General features: G+C 59.5%; 14 protein-coding genes. 4 read left to right on the forward strand and 10 right to left on the reverse strand.

All coding sequences use genetic code 11. The features are described from left to right. Positions 1 to 308: 308 nt before the first annotated feature. On the reverse strand, positions 309 to 1,466 hold the full coding sequence (locus tag CWC60_RS02105) for an IS110 family RNA-guided transposase (protein WP_420891142.1): 1,158 nt from the start codon (positions 1,464 to 1,466) through the stop codon (positions 309 to 311). Between the two features lie 360 nt (positions 1,467 to 1,826). Here CWC60_RS02105 and CWC60_RS02115 point away from each other — a divergent pair, with 360 nt between their 5' ends. The 3 genes from CWC60_RS02115 (at position 1,827) to CWC60_RS02125 (ending at position 5,131) form a co-directional block, all read left to right on the forward strand. Continuing rightward, entirely contained in the window at positions 1,827 to 3,365 is a 1,539-nt protein-coding gene (locus tag CWC60_RS02115; protein WP_109792413.1) for a class I adenylate-forming enzyme family protein, read from the forward strand. A 287-nt stretch (positions 3,366 to 3,652) separates the two neighbouring features. Next, positions 3,653 to 4,807: a tyrosine-type recombinase/integrase gene (locus CWC60_RS02120; RefSeq protein WP_109792414.1), complete on the forward strand. Its 1,155-nt coding sequence runs from the start codon at positions 3,653 to 3,655 to the stop codon at positions 4,805 to 4,807. A 102-nt stretch (positions 4,808 to 4,909) separates the two neighbouring features. Further along, positions 4,910 to 5,131 carry a helix-turn-helix domain-containing protein gene (locus CWC60_RS02125; protein WP_109792415.1) on the forward strand — a complete coding sequence of 74 codons (222 nt, stop codon included), beginning with the start codon at positions 4,910 to 4,912 and terminating at the stop codon, positions 5,129 to 5,131. Between the two features lie 227 nt (positions 5,132 to 5,358). On the opposite strand, the gene CWC60_RS23185 is transcribed toward CWC60_RS02125, so the two are convergent. The 5 genes from CWC60_RS23185 to CWC60_RS02145 all read right to left on the reverse strand — a co-directional run bounded on the left by CWC60_RS23185 (position 5,359) and on the right by CWC60_RS02145 (position 11,158). After that, complete coding sequence (locus CWC60_RS23185; protein WP_125182704.1) at positions 5,359 to 8,280, reverse strand: YitT family protein; 2,922 nt, start codon at positions 8,278 to 8,280, stop codon at positions 5,359 to 5,361. 69 nt (positions 8,281 to 8,349) lie between these two features. Next, positions 8,350 to 8,808 (reverse strand): hypothetical protein, encoded by a 459-nt coding sequence (locus CWC60_RS23190; RefSeq protein ID WP_125182705.1) that lies wholly within the window; start codon positions 8,806 to 8,808, stop codon positions 8,350 to 8,352. A gap of 15 nt (positions 8,809 to 8,823) precedes the next feature. Further along, positions 8,824 to 9,222, reverse strand: coding sequence for a hypothetical protein (locus CWC60_RS02135; RefSeq protein WP_109792417.1), 399 nt, complete (start codon positions 9,220 to 9,222; stop codon positions 8,824 to 8,826). Continuing rightward, entirely contained in the window at positions 9,219 to 9,896 is a 678-nt protein-coding gene (locus CWC60_RS02140; protein ID WP_125182706.1) for a hypothetical protein, read from the reverse strand. The genes CWC60_RS02135 and CWC60_RS02140 overlap by 4 nt, the downstream gene beginning before the upstream one ends. 146 nt (positions 9,897 to 10,042) lie before the next feature. Beyond that, a complete protein-coding gene (locus tag CWC60_RS02145) occupies positions 10,043 to 11,158 on the reverse strand; it encodes a helix-turn-helix transcriptional regulator (RefSeq protein WP_109792419.1) in 1,116 nt (371 codons plus the stop codon). A gap of 407 nt (positions 11,159 to 11,565) precedes the next feature. Here CWC60_RS02145 and CWC60_RS02150 point away from each other — a divergent pair, with 407 nt between their 5' ends. Continuing rightward, positions 11,566 to 12,138: a tyrosine-type recombinase/integrase gene (locus tag CWC60_RS02150; RefSeq protein ID WP_109792420.1), complete on the forward strand. Its 573-nt coding sequence runs from the start codon at positions 11,566 to 11,568 to the stop codon at positions 12,136 to 12,138. A gap of 185 nt (positions 12,139 to 12,323) precedes the next feature. On the opposite strand, the gene CWC60_RS02155 is transcribed toward CWC60_RS02150, so the two are convergent. The 4 genes from CWC60_RS02155 to CWC60_RS02170 are packed head-to-tail and all read right to left on the reverse strand — an operon-like array spanning position 12,324 to position 18,545. Next, positions 12,324 to 13,838 carry a UvrD-helicase domain-containing protein gene (locus tag CWC60_RS02155; RefSeq protein WP_109792439.1) on the reverse strand — a complete coding sequence of 505 codons (1,515 nt, stop codon included), beginning with the start codon at positions 13,836 to 13,838 and terminating at the stop codon, positions 12,324 to 12,326. Continuing rightward, on the reverse strand, positions 13,828 to 15,603 hold the full coding sequence (locus CWC60_RS02160; protein ID WP_109792421.1) for an ATP-dependent nuclease: 1,776 nt from the start codon (positions 15,601 to 15,603) through the stop codon (positions 13,828 to 13,830). Before CWC60_RS02160 ends, CWC60_RS02155 begins: the two co-directional genes overlap by 11 nt. Before the next feature lie 13 nt (positions 15,604 to 15,616). Next, entirely contained in the window at positions 15,617 to 17,710 is a 2,094-nt protein-coding gene (locus CWC60_RS02165; RefSeq protein ID WP_164516322.1) for an AAA family ATPase, read from the reverse strand. A gap of 19 nt (positions 17,711 to 17,729) precedes the next feature. Continuing rightward, positions 17,730 to 18,545, reverse strand: a complete 816-nt coding sequence (locus CWC60_RS02170) for a hypothetical protein (protein ID WP_109792423.1) — start codon at positions 18,543 to 18,545, stop codon at positions 17,730 to 17,732. Positions 18,546 to 18,547 lie beyond the last annotated feature (2 nt).

The following is an 18,547-nucleotide window of genomic DNA, read 5'->3' on the forward strand; positions in this document are numbered from 1 at the left end:
CTCACATGGGGAATGGTTGGTCAAGGCACGGTTCAGTTTGCTTCGTGCATAGCACTCCTTCCAGGCTGTTGGGATCCAGGTCCGAGCCCTTTCCAATGACTCGGCCCGTTTCCGGACCGATCAAACTCACATCCGGTCGCCGGTCGAGCCGGCTGCACCAATATCCCGCTTTCTGCGGTGGAGGCTCAGGAGGACGGAGCCACTCTTCAACACGGCTATTTCAGCCAAATGATTGTTCGGTCCGTCCACCTGGATCCGGCAAGGCTGATCAGGCCCTGCGGAACAGGATCAGAGGGTAAAGCGGCTTGCTAGGTTGCGCTCATGATCGCGCCCTCTGGAACAACGCCCGTAGTCACAAACTTCCACAGCGCGACGAGCAGCTTGCGCGCCAGAGCCACGATCATGACGCGTCTGTTGCGGCCGCCGACGGCCTTGGCTCGCTCGTGAAACCACAACGTCAAGGCGGACTTCGGCTGGTGCCTCAGCCATAGCCAACTGAGCTGGATCATTGTTGTACGAAGTCGCGCGTTTCCGGCCTTCGAGACGCCCTGCTCCCGGGCAATGGTTCCGCTCTGCCAGGGCGTTGGAGCCAGCCCGGCGTAAGAGGCGAGTTGCCTTCGGTTGGCGAAGTGCCGGAAGAGCCCTTCGGACCACAGGACCATGGCGAATTCCGGACCGATGCCCCTCAACGCCTGGAGGACCGCCGGCGGTGACTGCGATACCTTGGCCTGTGCTGCGAGAAGCGCATCACGCTGCGTCTCCACCATCCTGATCTGTTCCAGAATGAGCTCCAGTCGGTCTAGTTCCCGGCTGAGACGCTGCTTCAGGCAGGCCGGGAGCGGACGTCTATCGCCAGTTCCAAGTGCCTCCAGGCGTTGACGCCGGTCCTGCCGAACCGGCTCGTAGTCCCTGATGCCCTGCGCGAAGAGCAGCCCCTTGATGCGGTTGACGTGCTCGACCCGTTCGGCGATCAGGGACCGGCGCTCACGGCTAATCTGCCGACGGTCCTCTGCCTCTGGCGTGGGCGCCTTCACTATGGCGCAGACCCGCGGCTCGCCGCGTTTGTAGGCGAGCAAGGCTCTGACGAGAGCCTCGCCGTCGATCCCATCCGTCTTGGCACGTCGCCGACGGCGCGAAGTGGCTATGGAAGCCGGGTCCACGACATGGCTCTCGATGCCGGCGTTCCGAAGAGTGCGATGGATCCAGAACCCGTCCAGGCCAGCCTCATGGATCACGATCAGGCGGTACGATTGTCCGGTACGCGCCATGCTCTTCGCCTGCAGCTGGGAGAATCTCGCGAGTAGGCCTGCGATATCCCCGCTCCGTACCTGGTGTCTGGACATCTTCTCCCCGCCGCCGGGCGACAACGACGTGATCAGCCAGGTTGATCGGCTGAGTTCCAGCGACACGAAAACTGCACTCAGATCAGTGCGGACCGCAGCCCGCTCTTCGGAAAGGTGTTCGATCGATGACATGGTTGCCCCCTACAGAGTCATGTTGCGACACCACTCTGAAGGGGTGGGTCGCGACCTACCCCATGGGATCTTCAACCTCGATCGCCACCCGATCCGTCAGAAAGTCTTCTGAGCGCGCCGCGATGCGGCGGTTGCAGATTGGCGGCAGCTGGCGGCCTGAGACCCTCAACAACGGTCCCTGGCACGACCAGTCCGCGTCAGTCTGCCAATGCCCTTCTTCGACCTTGTCAAAGGGGCGCAGCTCAGTCTCCGGTGGACGATCCATCACGAGAGCGACGTGCACAACCGTGTCATTCCGGGCTAGCATCCCGCCTGCATCTGCATACCGGGTTGCAAGGGGAGGATACTTGGATGGACATGCGGACCCTGATGGCGCGTTCGGCGCGCTTCTATTCCGACCGGGAGGCAGTGGTCTGGCGCGACCGGCGGCTGACCTTCGGCGAGGCCTGGAAACGGGGCCTCAGACTGGCGAACGCGCTGCTGGGAATGGGATTGAAGCCCGGCGACCGCGTCGGCGTTCTGGAGGACAACTCCGTCGAGGCGTCTGACATGTTTCTCGGCGCGGCGGCGGCGAACCTGGTTCGCGTACCGCTCTATCCGCGGAATGCGCGGGAAACCCATGTGCACATGCTCTCCCACACCGACTGCCGCGTCCTGGTGGTCTCAGGCAACCATGCGGCGGAGGCCGCGGGGCTGGAGGACGAGGTGCCGTCACTGGAACGGGTGCTGATCCGCGACGAAAACTACGAGGACTGGCTGGCGCAGCAGGATGACAGCGATCCGGGCGTCGAGGCCGACGCGGACGACCTTTTCATCATCCGCCATACCGGCGGCACGACCGGCCTGCCCAAGGGCGTGGCCTACACGCACAGGGCCTGGCTCGCCGCAGGCCGCGACTGGCACTACCTCTTTCCGCCGATCGTCCCCGGCGACAAATGCCTGCACATCGGGCCGATCAGCCACGCTTCGGGCTATTCCTTCGTGCCCGTCTGGCTCGGCGGCGGCTGCAATGTGCTGCTCGATCACTTCGACCCCGGCGACACGCTGGACATCATGGAGCAGGAGGAAATCAGCATCATGTTCGCCGTGCCCACCATGGTGAACATGCTGGTCCATCATCCCGGTGTCGGCAGGCGGAATTTCCCGAAACTGAAATGCATGCAGATCGGGGCGGCGCCGATCACCGAGACGACCGCGCTGAAGGCCCACGAGATCTTCGGGCATCGCCTCTGGCAGGTCTACGGGCAGACCGAGGCAGTGCCGATCACCGTCATGGGGCCGGACCAGTGGTTCGCCGAGGTCGAAGGGTCGAATCCCCTGCAGGCCTGCGGCATGCCCCTGCCCTTCGCCGACCTCAAGATCTGCGACGGGGACGGCAACGAGGTGCCCCTCGGCGAGGAAGGCGAACTGGTCGCCCGGTGCGACGGGCAGATGACCGGATTCTGGAAAGACCCGGAAGTCACCGCCGAACGGATGATCGACGGCTGGGTCCGCACCGGCGACATCGGCCGGATCGACGAGAACGGTTATGTCTACATGCTGGACCGCGCCGGCGACATGATCGTTTCCGGCGGCTTCAACATCTACCCTGCGGAGATCGAGAACGCCCTGGCCTCCCATCCCGCGGTGATCGAGGCGGCCGTCTTCGGCATCCCGAGCGAACGCTGGGGCGAGAGCCCGATGGCGATCTGCGTCACCAACGGCACCACGCCGGTGACCGAGGAAGAACTGATCCAGCTCTGTGCGGACCGGCTGGGCTCCTACAAACGGCCGGCGAAGATCGAGCTGCAGACCGATCCGCTGCCCCGGTCGCCGGTCGGCAAGGTGAAGCGAAAGGACCTCCGCGAACCCCACTGGCGCGGCCAGAGCCGGCGGGTCGCCGGCAACTGACCGAAATCAGAAGCCAAACGGGCCGCCCTCGATGAGAGGACGGCCCGTTCGGTAAAAGTGGTTGCGGGGGCAGGATTTGAACCTGCGACCTTCAGGTTATGAGCCAAGAGAAAGCCCACTTTTGGCACAATCCGCCAACAACCACCAACATCTTATGGGTTGATATTACGTGATTTTTATCCGTGGCACGCTTGGTCATTGTTGAAGATTTTTGATTTTCAGTGTGCCAAAAATGTGCCAAAAGACGGTCTGGCACACCCTTCCCCTCGCTTGGCACAGGCACGATCATGGCCACTATCCAGAAGCGCAACGGCAGGAACGGCCCGAGCTATCGGGTCATGGTCCGTATGAAGGGCTTCCCGCCCCAGACTCGCACCTTCAAGCGGCTCACGGACGCCAAGCAGTGGGCACAGGACACCGAGAGCGGCATCCGGAAGGGCGAGTTCAAAAACGTCGTCCGCACGGCCGGCAGCAAGACCCTGCAGGACGTGATCGACCGCTTCCGCAAGGAGGTATTCATTCACCGCGCCGAAAGCACTAAGCGGGCGGAAGCCTCGTTCCTGAACTTCTGGGAACGGGAGCTCGGGGAATACGCCCTCGCCTACATCACGCCCGACCTGGTGAGCGAGAAGATGAACGCGCTTGCCGCAGCGGGCGATAGCCGGCGCAAGCCGAGCGACGAGAACGGCAAGCCGAAGAAGGCGCCCAGGCCCAAGAGCCCGAAGACTTTGAAGCACTATCGCGACGAGCTCGCGCTGCTGTTCAAATACGCCATCCAATGGGGCTGGACGGCCTCCAGCCCACTCGACGGGGTGAACAAGATCACCAAGATCCGGAACGAGCGGACCCGCTATCTGCACGATGACGAGCGGGCGGCGCTGCTCAAGGCCTGTCAGGAAAGCGACAACCCACAGCTCTATCCCGTGGTGCTGCTTGCGATCAGCACCGGCGCGCGCCGCAGCGAGATACTCGGCCTCACGCTCGACGACGTGAACCTCAAGCGCGAGACGGCGATCCTGCGCAACACCAAAAACGGTGACACCCGGGCCGCCCACATCGTGCCGCAGATCGCCCCGGCCATCCGCGACCAGATCGCCTATGCAAAGGCGCTCTACAAGGAGCTGCCCGAGCCGCCGGAGACCAAATGGCTGTTCCCGCGCCGGGACGGCCAGGGCCCGATCGACATCCGCAAGGCCTGGGAGAACGCCCGCGATGCCGCCGGCCTGACCGACTTCCGCTTCCATGACCTGCGGCACAGCACGGCCAGCTATCTCGCCATGAACGGCGCGAGCCTTGTGGAGATTGCCGAAGTGCTGGGGCACCGGACGCTCCAGATGGTGCGCCGTTACGCACACCTGTCCGAGAGCCACGTCAAGGACGTCGTCGGTCGCATGAACACCCGCTACCTTGGGCCGAGCGAAGGCGACCAGCCGGACGCCTGACGCGCCTCAGCCCCGCCGGAAATTGAGATTCCCGCCATTTCCGCGTAGCTTCGACCTGTTCCTGCTCTTTTTGACGTCAATCGACGACGGAGGGCTCAGCCCTTGATCGATTACAAGGAGCTGCGAACGGTCAAGCAGCTTGCGGCGGAGGCGCCGTTCGTGACCGAGAGCAAGCTGCGCTGGTGGATATTCCATGCCGAGACAAACGGCATGGCCCCGGCGCTGATCAAAATCGGCGGACGGGTCTACATCGACCGCGCCGAGTTCAATAAATGGCTCGAAGGCCAGCGCATGGCGCCGAAGTCCCAGAACCAGGCTGCCTGACACCGACCAAACTTGAAGCCCCGCCAATCGGCGGGGCTTTTTCTATCTTTGATCCCAAGTCAGGAGGATTGGCGCAACGCACAACCCGGCCAAGATGTAGCGTGCAGCATGGGCTTCAATCCAGGACGAAGGGAAGGGCAGAACCAAAGAGGCCGGCAAATATGGCTGGAGCCAAGCTATACAAGCCGACAGAATCAAAAAAACGGTCACCGGCGTCGAGAGCCTCATCATAAATCAATCCGCCCCTTACGACGGCGCGTTTTGATATCCGAGAATTCCGACATCGCGCCTGACCTTTTCAATTCCTGCACAAACGCCTTCATATGCATATCGCTACTACGGTCAATGGCATCCAGGTCGAGATCAACCAGGGGCGGTCCTTTGGTTTGCTTTTGTACCGTAGCGGGCCCACCGTTCCGAAATGCCTTGGCCGCCATCCACTGTGCTGAGCGCGCGTTAAGGCCAATGCGCTTTTGAAGCGCCTCTGCAAGCTGCGTCACAGCCGGATCATGTTCCACTGGTTTACTGTATTGACCGTCCAACTCCTCGTACTTGGTCGCTTTACGTGCAGACGACGGAGCACCGACTCCTTTGGCATATTCAAGACCGCGTGCCTCCAGATCATCTGCCGCCTTTGCACGCGCGCGCGAGTGCGATTGTTCTCTTGTCTCCGGCGGCATATTGCGCGCGTGCTCCGCGCCGAGAGCGGATTCTTCTCCAGATTGTATAATATCGTTACGCGCGTTTACGTAACTATCGCTCAAGGAGACGTTCCCTGATTTCAGATTGTGAATTGCTCCGGAGATTTGTCCTGCCGTCGCAGGGTTGGCAACCTTACCTAACCCACCGAGCACTTGCTGGCCCAACAGTGCCGTACCGGCCGCCTCCTGCCAGGAAATTGTTGAGGACTTGTCGGCTGAGCCGGACGCCTGTTTTACCAGCGCTGACGGGTCGCGGAATACGTAGAGCAAGCCGGCGGAAATAAGGAATGCCGCCCCGTAGAGGTTTCCGAGGACGACATCGGGAAAATTGGCCTGTAGGCCGTGCAACAGGTTCATTTCATCAGCCTCAATGAAAATTGAAGCGAGAATATTTATAATAGTGAATATTACCTTCACAGTGCCGAAATAGAACACGCCGATAATGGGAATTAAAATAACATTCAAAGCGAATTGCGGAACGAGCAGGCCAACCATATAAAGAAATGGCGTAAGCATTATGGTAAGCGCTATTCCAAAAGCTACGATTTGCGGCATGATCTTTGAATAGGTGCCCGCCTCGAAACCGCCAATAGCTGACTTCCACGCGACCCCCAGAGGTGCGAAGAAACCGCCGGCCCCCGCAATGAGCTCTCGTGAGCCTCCAACAAATCGTGTTTCACCACCGGAACGTACGTGCGAATTGGCCATGGCGTTGCTCAAGGAATTATTGATTCGCTGGGTGTGCGCGTAGGCAAGAAGTTCGTTAATTTCACGGATCGCTTCCTCGTCACAATCCGTGTCGATTCCCAGAAAGCCGCCGTCACATTTGTTCTGAGCTGCCATTAGCGAGCTCTGTAACGCGACCATGGCTTGGTCATTCAACGTCATCTGATCGAAATTGTCCGGCAACTGCACGTCTTCGTCAGAAAGCACTTCGTCAAGCGTTTGATTTAACCGGTTCGCCAGCACCATGTCTGCTGCAAGCCGAGCATCCGTCAGCATATGATATTCAGCACAGTTCTCGACTGTATAAATGTGCTGATTGTTGCTGCCAGTTGAACGCGCGCTTCCTTCACCGATGTTCCACTGGAAAACGCGATCAAAGAAGACATTCTCTCCAATGTAGGCGCGTGCCCCGGTTCCGGCGGCTGCTCCGCCTACACACCCGACCGTCGCACCAATAGCAGCACCGGGGATTGCCCCTGCCCCTGCACCAAGCGCACCGACCGCGCCGCCCACGCCCGCGCCAGTGGATGCGCCTGCTCCACACGCAGCAAGGGCGGACACGACATAGTCTGCAACGGTATCTATAATCGAACCGGCATCCGTGCCTTCAGCCGCTCCCTCAGCAGCCGTTTGAAAATCTATGTCGGCCGCCATCTGCGACATATTCAGCGGTACAGCGAGGCGGACGGGTTGGTTACGCATCCGTTCTGCCATACCTTCCCATGTCGAGAGCCGTACCGTTTCAGCAGCCAGTTCCTGTTGGACAATAACAATATCGTCACGCGCACGAACGAAGCTTTCCGGTGAATCCGCTCTAATTGCCCGCATGGTTTCGAAAACTTCGGGGTCATCCACGCGGGCGGGTTCGCCATGTCCTTCACATCCATCGACAGGGCAAACCAACGGCGGTAGCGGCTTGGGAAGCTCTTCCGGCCATTCTTCCATCTTGGGTGCGTATAGCCCCCGGTAGAGAGTAAACGCATCCCACGCTGTGATTTCGTGGTTGCGAAGAGCTGAAAGCGCTTGAGGATCCGCTTCGGCCAGTTTTCCATGGGAGATGTATGTGGAACTCAACCCGGCGGCAGCCCCATCACCCGTGCCGGCGCATAGGTGCAGAAACTCAGACAAGTGATAGTTGCTCACATCGGATGCCACATTGCCACGGCGAATTCCCTCAATGGCGGGGTAATATCCTGAAAGCAGCCTGCGACCGGGAGCGAGAAATTCATTCGCCAACCCAACATTAACTTTGTTCAGACCGTGCATGAGCGCAAGTTGCGGGGAATACGCATGAATGTTCGGGAACCCCCTATCTGCAATACGCTCCCCATAGGTTTTCCCATGTCCGGCCCCGGCATACTCGGCGCATTCTTCTTGGGTTAGATTTCCACCAAGGCATGGAGATTCGTTGAGAACGGGCGCATTCTCGGTGTTTAGATTGGTAAAAAATAGCGGCTCACCAAGCGGACGAACGATTAGGATCATAAGCAGGAATATCCAGGCGATCGCGTTTCCGGGCGTTAGGTTCCGTATGTTCAAAAAGAAAAACGTAAACCCGAGTAACCCGGCGACCATCATGATGTCGTGAAGAAATGTATCGCTATCAGCGATCATGCGGAAAAATTCAGTCTGTGTCGCAAATGACAGCAGATGAAGATTTATTTCGTTTTGATCAAATCCGAAATTCCAAGACAAGGTACGCGCAACTATAATTACTATCATCGATAACTTTAATTATAGTCACCACACGATAAATTTTAAACTAATAACCTGTATTGGAATTTATACGATTTAGGAAGTAAGAAAATTTAACTCGCTCAGAATACGGTTTAGAATCATCTTTAAATTCTCAACCTCCTTATTGCGACTGGCACCAATTAGCCACACCCAGAAAAATGAAAAGAGTCCACCAATTAGGGCTCCCAGCATTCCCAGGATTAAAAATCCAAGGAACGGGAAGAATATAAGCTGAGAGGCCGCAATGATTCCCAATACCCATCCCATCCACCCATGCCCGACTCCTATTGAATTCGGTTGTACGGCGAAATTAGAGCCATCATTTTTGTATAAGATTTCTATTCTGAATGGGCGAAACCTAAAGCGTCCGCTTCCTGTAATTATGTTATCTTCTACCTTCCATTCTCCCCCCAATTCTTCCTTCAACATGTGCACCAAGGTATCGGTGGGGTTTTCTGGGTGAGCCATTAGCGCTTTCCTGTTGGCACGCATTCTGGAGTGCAGCCCCGCCAATCGGCGGGGCTCCTTTTAGAACGAGAAATCGTCGTTGCATATACGGGTGGGCGTTTTGCAATCGTGCCCGGTCTCAACATCCGTTATCTCAGGGTCAGAGCATTCGCTCCGGTCCAAATCGTAGTACATTGTCCGACGTGCCGACTGCCCGATCTTGAAGTTAAGCAGTCTGATATCAGTGCGCGCCGCCTTGTTTGCCGTCTGCCCATTGATGGCGGGCACAATTGACAGCAGTTCTATGGGCTCTTGCAGGTTGTTCACCACCTCGAACTCGACATGGCATATCCCGCGGCTCCCGTCGTAGCGCGCCCCAACGGCTTCTACAGAGATATCCTCGCTCTCAAAGCACGCGGCCACGCTCAGCGGCAACAGACCGCCAACCACCAGACGGCGGATCGACTTCGCCGCCCTCATCGCGCTTCAATCCGCGTGAGCTCGAAGTCCGACCCCGGCGAATTGGAATCGGAACGGGTCGGCCGCTGCACGAACTTTACGGTAGCACCCACCTCGGGCGACACATAAGAAATCATCTCCCGCCACTTCGTGCGGCAGACCACCTTGTAGGTGTCATAGGTGCCGGCGTGCGTGGTGACGCGGGCCTGCCCTTCGACCTCGCAGGTGCGATCGGCCGTCCAGTCGTTGCCGCCGGCCGTATGGCCCGTGCCCTCGTAGGAGACCGTCTTGCCGACTTCCAGCGGCCAGATATCGCCCGACTTGCTCGTCACGGTCGTGGTGCCGCTGGAATTGCAGTTTTCCCAGCTCACTTCCGGACCGAACCTGAGGCCGATACCTGCATCCATCGTCCAGGTGCAACCGTCCGTATCGCGCTGCCACGTATAGCGATCACCGTTGACGGCGATCAGCGTGTTCCGAACCTGCTCGCCGTTCCGGACGCCGTGGAACACGGTTCCCTCGGCATAGGGCGCCGGCTCCGCCATCGTTGCGAGCGACTCGGCGACGGCCGCTTCCTCGACTTGCGTCGTCTGGCAAGCCGCCAACGCGAGGCCCGCAAATGCGAGGCCGATCACGTTCCCAGACAGTGCTTGTCGAGGTCGCTTCGTCTCTGATGTCCTCCCGGTCTTCGGCATCCTCAGTCTCCCAGTGAGTAAGTCGCGATGATCAAAAGCACAGAGACAGCAGGCGGAATCCGACCCGCTTGCGCACGCTGCGCTTCGCATTCAACTCCCAGTTTTCCGGATAGGAGCCGGCGATGCGTCACCCTATGGGGTGACGTTCAAAGCGTGGAAACCAGCCTCGCCAACTCGGCCTGGGTCGCGATATTCAATTTTTCGAAAATACGCTTGCGATGGGTTTTGAGCGTGTTCGGGGAAATGCTCAAACTATCGCAGATATCCTGGGGGCGTTCCGCATCCCCGAGTCGTACCGCGATGATCGCCTCTGCCTCTGTCAGTTGATACACAGAACAAAGGCTTGCCCGGCGACGCTCTATATCATCCGGCGCCATCTCGAAGTCCGTAACAACGACAAGCACGCTTGGCCGTTCCTTGGTTATGAGACGTGACTGCCCGATGAGTGGCACGACCTTTACCATATACGGCCGGCCATAGACCTCACTCTCGACCGGTAGGGTTGCGCCTGGATAGACGGAATCGCCGAACGAAGCCCGCGCCGCTTCACGAATGGCTACCTTAAGCTTCCTGTCCTCGCGGTCCTTCGCACAGCGGATCGTTCGGTTTTCCACGAAGATCGCGGCTCGTCGACGCGCGATCACCCGCGCCCTCTTGTTCGCGAACAGAATTTCCTGCTCCCGGTTAAGCAGAAATATCCCATAGGGCGTCCGTTCAATCGCGTCGAGCGCTGCATCCGCCTTGATACGCGCCTGGTCGACGAGTTCACCAATTTCAACGGCCCGCTGAATGTGAGGGCTTATCAAGCCCAGGAGCTTCATATCTTCCGGCTGCGCATGGCCGCTCTTACGGTCACGTTGCGCCGTCACAATTCCCGAGTATCTCTCGTCAAATTTGAATGTCGTTGCCAGATAATATCTGGCGCCGCCCATTTTCTGAAGCCAGTCATAATACTCATTTCTATCAATTTCTTCTTCAGGTGTGTGTGCATAATTATAATAAAAGCGCTCGTTGGGATTCCGCACATAGTGGGCAATCCCGGGATCCTTCTGGACATAGTAGCTTGAATAGTCTTTCAGAATATCATCCGGAATACCGATGGAGCGGTTTACCGGTATCAGCTCCGCCGCGTGATCGAGGACAAACACGTTGAAGCCGACGGCGCCCGTGACGTCGCAAACGTCTCGAAGTGCGCCATCCCAACCCTCTTCATCAAGCGTGGTCGCATAGATCGAGTTTATGGCGTGTAGGATATGCTCCATTCACCTCGTATTCGGCTCCTTCCGAACCCCCTCAGCTACAAGCTGCCCAGCAAGCATTGTGTTCCCCTCGATCATTTGAGCGGGAAGACTGCGCGATGTCCACCGTCGAACCAGGCCGGTAGCGCTCAGGCTTTGCAGCACCCACGTCCACCAATTTTCTTGTCTGCCGTTGGCCACCGCGGGAAGCCTCATGAACCAGCCCCATCGCCCATCGTATGGGTGCTCCGAAGGCGCCCGTCGTGGCCGATTTCCCGAACAGTTGTGTTGCGCGCCAGCCACAGGGCGACTTGCGAACTGAGTGACAGAATGCAGGAAAGTGTCACCCGGGGGGTCTCCGTGCGTTACGATTCACACTGTGAAATCAACACGTAAGGAGGAACCCCGCCTTCGAGAGCATCGGAAACCCAATGGCCAACTGGAGCCTCTATGACGACGCCGGCCACCGTAAATATCTCAGCATCAAGGAGCGCACCGGCTTCATCCACGCGGCCCGCAAGGAGCCCGCGGAGGTGGCCGCGTTTTGCCTGACCGTGGCTTATACCGGCTGCCGTCTCTCGGAGGCGCTGAACCTCACGCGCGACCGGGTAGATCTGGTCGAACGGGTGGTGGTGCTGGAAACGCTCAAGAAGCGCCGGCACGGGGTATACCGGGCTGTACCGATTCCCTCGGCCATGTCACGCCGGCTCGGCAACCTGCTGCGCAAACTGCCGCCGGATCAGGCACTTCTCTGGCCCTGGTGCCGGATGACCGGCTATCGGCGGATCAAGGCGGTGATGGAGCGCGGCGGCATAGAAGGTCCGTACGCCAGCCCCAAGGGATTGCGGCACGCCTTCGCAATCTCCGCTCTGGAGAAGGGCGTGCCCCTGAACCTGGTCCAGAAGTGGCTCGGGCACTCGGACATCGCGACGACCGCGATCTACGGGAATGCCGTCGGATTGGAGGAACGGGAAATAGCCAGCCGCATGTGGGGAAGAGATTAACGCCGAAACCCGCAAGAATTGGGGGTTGACCTTGTTACATTATCCTGCATTTCGTTACTCAGCGCACATTATCTTCAAATCTTATAGAGTTACAGTGGTTTCTACCTCTCAAGGCTGCGCGTCGTCACAGCCGTATGACAACAAATACACCGAAATATAAGCGGGGTTAGCTATTCTGTGCTAATCTACACATCAAAAATAGGGCTTGGATTTTCTCTGGAAAGAACGAGCGTGAGAGACCGCTTTGCCCGGCTAATAGCGACGTATAGTCTGCATCGCGAGTAGTATGTCGAAGAGAACCGACTGTCGCAGGGCAGGATCATCGCATTGTCGCATTCCAGCCCTTTAGCCTTGTGAATGGTACTTATCGCCCGCGCCGGCGGCGTCGGACGGGTAAAGGCGCGCCGCCTGTTGATTTCCGCGAGGCCGTCGTGCGCGTCCACAAACTCCCCCAGCCGAATCGCGTCTTGGTACTCTCTTCGATAGTCAATACTGACCGTTTCAAAGCCGGAAACGCCTTCCCGCTGAAGCCGGGACAGCTCAGCAAGACATTTTGCGATCCCGACATGGTTCGGCTCCTCAAGAATGAAGCGGCCGAGCTGCTGGATACGCGCGGGCTTGCCACGGGCTGCACTCGTGCAGCCTTCACCTACCTCCCGGACAAGTCGGTCGCCGTGGCTCGACCGGCTGAAGCCGACTGCAACGCGTCCCATGAACGCGACCACGGCGTTTGCCACAGCCACGGCGTCGCCCGCGCTCTCTTCCGTAGCAGTTATGAGCTCGTCAACGGCCGGGCGGGTGTGGCCTTCCCATATCGGTATGGCGCGATTCCAGAAGGCCGCGAGCGCTTCCGTCATATCGTTCTGCGGCGTGAGGATGAGCGCCTGCGTCCCGGCGCGTGCCACCCTGTCGATGGGCGCACGCTCTGCGCTATCCAAACGATAGCCACGTCCGACGGCAGTGTTGTCCGCGTGAAGAATATTCAACCCTTGTGGAAGTGCGCCTGTCAAATCGATAGGCTGACCGTTCTTCAGGGCATCCCGCGCACGCAACACCCAGGCGCCCAGGGCAGGCGTTCCATCGCTCCATCGATGCGGCGTGCATAGCTCAGCGAAGGCTGCGGCCGCCTTGATCTCTTCCCAGCGCGCCAGCGCCTCGTTTGCCGCCCGGCCCTTTGCGTAAATCCCCTGCATCGGGTCGCCAAAGATGCGCAGCTTCGTCCCCGCATTCCGCAAAGCCATAACAACGGCATGCTGATCCGCGCTCGCGTCCTGATGCTCATCGGCGATGACCACCGGAAACCGCTCCGCCACGGCAGCGACTATGAAAGGGTGCCGCCCCACGAGCGTCGCGACACGCGCGGCCAGCGCAGCGTAGCCGTCGGCACCTTGCCGCCGCGCCCATGCGGACGGATCGGCAGGCAAGTCGAGAGACTTGTGGTAGGCAGCGGCGATTTGCACAAGGAGGGAGTCGATTGTCCTGATTTCAACGCGGCGGTGGGCGGCAGCCGTCGCCTGTGCGAACGCGGCGCAGGCGGCGTGGGTATGCGTAAGGATCAGAACCCGGCCGGTTGCAAGGCGCGGGGCCGTCCGCGCGGCATAGTGCGCGCCCTGATACGTCTTGCCGCACCCGGCAGGCGCCTCGACCGCGACGAACGGCACATCGGAATCGAGCAGGGCGGCAACTTCTTCATCCGTCATGAGGAACGTCAGAGATCGCGGCCTGTCCCAGCGCGGCGCGGACGGCATTGAGAAACGGCAAGAGGTCTGGCTTGACCGAGGGCCAGACACCAAGCACAAACATCTTCTCGGCGAGTTCGCGTCCGCCTACGACGAATTTGAACCAGCGCCTTCCGTGACGGCCCCACATCTTCGCGGTTTCGTCGTCGGGCGCGCCTTCCTTGCTGCCGATGGCGGCGGCGATCATGAGGGCGCGAAAATCCTCCGTGGCTGTCCTGATGGCAGGCAGGCTCTTGTTGTCGATGCCGAGCCGCATGGCGAGTGTCACGCGGCGTTCCGCAGCCACGCCCGCGTCGGGATGGGCGATCAGCTCTTCAAGCCGGCTTTCATCCACGAGGGACATGATCCGTTCCTCGGTGCAGCCGCCCGCCCATTGAAAGAGACGGTCTCCCATCTTCGCCTTTAGTTCAGTCCATCGGCCAGAAGACTGGCCTTCGTCATCGGCGAAACCGCCGAAAAGCAGACCGCCGTCGGCCATGGCTTCCAGAAGATCCAGGGTGGCGGGATTGCCTTGCCCGTCGCAAACGCGCACGCCGTGATCCGCAAAGGCGCCGTCAACGGCACGCTCCAGAACGTACGAGAGGAAGCCCACCTCGGTCGGACCTTCGGCAATAATGGCAAATCTGGACAGGAAGGTTTCAGGGTCGCGCTCTTGCTGTCGGGCGATCTTTTCACGCAGAAGCGGGCCGATATGACCGCTGCCGTCAAGATACCAGAGGCTGGCCTGGTCGGCGGCGTTTATCGCCACGGCGCTGTGCGTCGTTACGAAGCTCTGCGCCGGTTCTGCCTGCAAACTCTTTACGAGCTTCCGCAACCGGTAGGGTTCAAGGCCGCGCTCTATTTCATCGATGGCAGTGATACTGGTTTCCGCCTCGCCGGCGGCAGCAATTTGCAGCGCGGTCATTCGCCGCGTTCCCGCGCCCCAGCTCGCAAGCGGAAGAGAAACGCCGTGCGCACTTTCGGCCATAAGCCCAATCAGCGCGCCGATGGAAAGCCCTTGGCTGCTCGTCAGCCCGAGATCGAGTTTGCTCGGCAGCGCCTCATTCTTGAGCGTTCCATCAAGCTTGCCGAGAGCTTCCTTGGCGCTGTCGCCAAGATTGGCGGCCAGATTGATTTCCGATACGCGCCGCCCAATCCTGGCCCGCAGGCCCTTGTCGGCAAGCAACCGGTCGAGTGCGGAGCCGTAGACCAGCCTGAGATCGCGGTCGTTGCGGTCGTCGCCACCAAGGCGAACGACGCCGATATTCCGCCGCACGGCTGCGGACAGGTGATCGATGTCGTCGTTGGGCTGCACAATCTCCCAATTTATTTCGAGATCGGGTGTGCCGCGCACCTGAAGGCGATAGACAGGCGGGCCGGAAGCGGCCCGGCCGCTCTCTTCATCGTCCTCGGTGATCGGACGCACGGCGTCGTTGCCGTCCCATTCCCAGGGCCAGGCGAACCTTTGCTGCTGACCTATCTCGGAAGATGGCGGGAGCGCGACGACCGCCTGTATTACGAATTCATCTTCGACCTTGCGCTGCCAGAAATCAGCCTCCGAAAGAACGAGTGCATTGGAGGGGCTGAGCAAAAGGGCGATTGCTTCGAGGATCGTGCTCTTCCCCACATCGCCGCCGCCGAGCACGATGTTCATGCCGGGGGCCGGATTCCAGTCCAGAGCCTCGATACCGCGAAACCGGTCAATCTTCAGTTTGAGGATCGTTGCGGTCGCGCTTATGCCCGTCATGTCGCCCTAGCCGTCATCCTGCGCATTTCGGGAAGCGCTCATTGATCGCCGCAAACAGAGCGGCAGCGCGGTCCAGAACCTCGTCGGGCAGCTTCGTTGCGTTCTCCCCCCAATCCGAAACAAGGTGAATGGCGGCCGACGCCTTCCACCCGTCCGGAAGCTCAACGTTTCGGCGCACCGCCCACGCCTTGATCTGGCTTGGCAGGCTGCCCGCGGCACGGTCGGCGGTCGTCAGTTTTACGGTCTGCCCGAGAACGGCGCTAACGCCTGGAAGCACGATATCTTCGCCGAGTATATCTTCGACCTCGGTCTCGGTCCCGGCGCGGTCTAACGTGTCGTCGAGCATGAGGATCGCCGCTCCGTGGGCGGCATAGAGTTCCTTGATCAGAGCATCGCGGCGCGCGCGCCCGGCGTCGTCACCATCGAGCAGAACGAGCGGTCGAACCTCCTGTCCAAGAAACAGCGAGGCGATATGGCCGACGTTTTTGGTGCCGCCGCAGGGAGTAATGTAGATATCATCGGACAGCGCCTCCCGACCGGACGCGCGGCACTGCGCCCGGAGGGCGTGCAGGTAGTAGTAATCGCTCATACCCTCGACCAGCACATTGTCCCTGTGCTGGAAAAGGCCGCGCACCATGGCGTAACCCGCCGCTGCCTGAAGCGGGAAGATGGTTTCGCGGTCCTTCGGCCAGGTCTCGACACTGATCCGGGAGTGCCCGCTTTCATCTTCGGTAACGGGCCGAACGCGATGAAGATGTTCGCCGTCAATCAGGAACGGCGAATGCGTCGTATAGACGAGTTGGTTGTTCTCTGACAGCCGCTCAAAAAACGCGATCAGCTCCTGCTGAGCGGTGGGATGCAAATGGAGCCCCGGCTCGTCCAGCAAAAGAATGGCGTCCTTATACCCCTCCTCGGACTCGACGAGAAAAACGAGGTAGAATGAGAAAAACCACTGGAACCCCCTGCTGCGCCCTTCCAGTTCGATCTTGACGCCAGGCCGCCGATCGTCCGCGATCCAGATGCGGAAATAGTCGCCATCGGCCTGATAATCGACCGTATGCCGTCGTTGGCCGTACCATTTGTTGAAGCGTTCAGTGATATCGAGGGAAGCGGAGCTGAGTTTAATCGCCCGCGCTTCCTTGCGTTCCTGATCCTGGCGGATCACGGCATCTTCGGGTTTCTTGTTTTGAGAGCGCGCCTCTTGCGCTTGCTCGCGGCCGAGGTCGGCAATCTCCTTCGCCGTCAGCCGGACGTGCTTGAACATGGCGTTGATAGTGCGAACGTGAGCGTCGTCCGGCGCGCGTTCAAGGTCTTCAAGAAAGCGCGGCAGATAGATCGCGCTGTCGAGAACACCGTAATCCTCGAAATAAATCAAGACGGGCAGGCGCTCTTTCAGCCACGCCTCGGCCTGTTCGGCTGGTGCGGGCCTCTGTGCCGCCTCAAGAACGGGGTCCACCGCCGCTTGCAGCGTCTCGACAGGGTCGGCCGTTTGCGGCTTCGCATGTCCTTCCGACTCTTTGCGCAAGGCCGAGAGCAGCTTCACGCCATCATCGCCGCGAAGGTCGGCATGCGAACTAATCTTCTGTTCCCATTTCGAGGCCCACGTCGCCAGCGCGGTACGCAGCTCCTGGGTCGCCTCTTCCTGATCCGCCGCAGGCGATTCAAGGCGCCGGGCGGCTGACGCGAATTTCTTGAGCGCGGCTACGACAGGATCGGGCACGACCACGTGGTCAGAAATCTCCGGATCAAATTCGACCGTCAGTGAGCCGTCGTAATAGCGTGTGCAGACTGCCTCACTCGGCGCCTGGCGGTCGTCGAGCAGTGTCTGCAGTTCATCGCGTAACGCCCCGGCGATCTCAAATGCCACGGAGCAAACCGGCCAATCGCTGCCGTCCTTGAAATCGCGGGTATATCGATCGCGCGGAAATTCACGCTGAGGATTGTACGGCGCCGGTGTCGCGGGGTTGAACTTGTGGAAGGCCTTAAGCATCGCCGTCTTGCCGGACTCATTCCGCCCGACGAGGGCGGTAACGCGCTCAAGAGGAACCCAGCCGCTGTCATCAATGTTGCGGAAGTTCTGAACACGGATGCGTCTGGCTTTGAGCATTATCCCCTCCGATCTCGTGCTACTCGCTGACTTCTCCGCTTTCGTCATCCTCGCCGTCATCCGGTAACACCAGTTCGTTCTGCGCCTTGTTTTGTCCATGAAGCGAAACCGGGTCCGTGGGATCACCCTCAGCTCGGTAGACCTTGAAGACATGCTCGCAGCCCGCATTCGGGTTTGGCACCTGCGTCGTCGCGAGTTGGTTTGTGCGCAGATCGAAGCTGTAGGCGACAATCATCTGATCGACCTCGCGCCGTGTGATTTCCCCGATTTCGATGAGCCCTGCATCGACGGGATGATCGGCCGGAAGAATCAGCGTGCGGTGATGCGCCGTGCCATCCACGAGAGCGAACGGCGTGGGCAAGACATACATCTTGCGGTCCCGGACAAGAATATCGCCATACGTGCCAAACCCGCGGAAGCTCTTGTTCTTGTGTACGTAGTCGTTGTCGGCATTGAGAAAGCTACCATGGCAAAGAACGAGATCGAGCACAGGATACTTGTTGCCATCCGGGTCTTTCGGATAGCGGCCGAAGACATAGTAGACCTGCCGCCCGTTGTGCTCCCCGCAGGGAACCTGACTATTAGAATCGTAGCTGGCCTCGCGGCCCGGATAGGCGAGCCCTTTGAGCTCATAGCCCTCCGGGGAATGGACCATCCGGAAATCAGGATAGGTGTTACGGCCCGGCAGATCGTAATGTAGCTGCATGCCGTCGAGGCGCCGCTTGAACCAATTCTGAAAGTGAAACTCCTTGTCGGTACGCCCTTCCCGCTCAATTAACTGACCGTCACGTATAGCCTCAACACACAGTTTGAAGATGGCAGTTACATTCGTCACGA

Origin of the sequence: Minwuia thermotolerans (assembly GCF_002924445.1) — a bacterium.
Lineage (GTDB): Bacteria > Pseudomonadota > Alphaproteobacteria > Minwuiales > Minwuiaceae > Minwuia > Minwuia thermotolerans.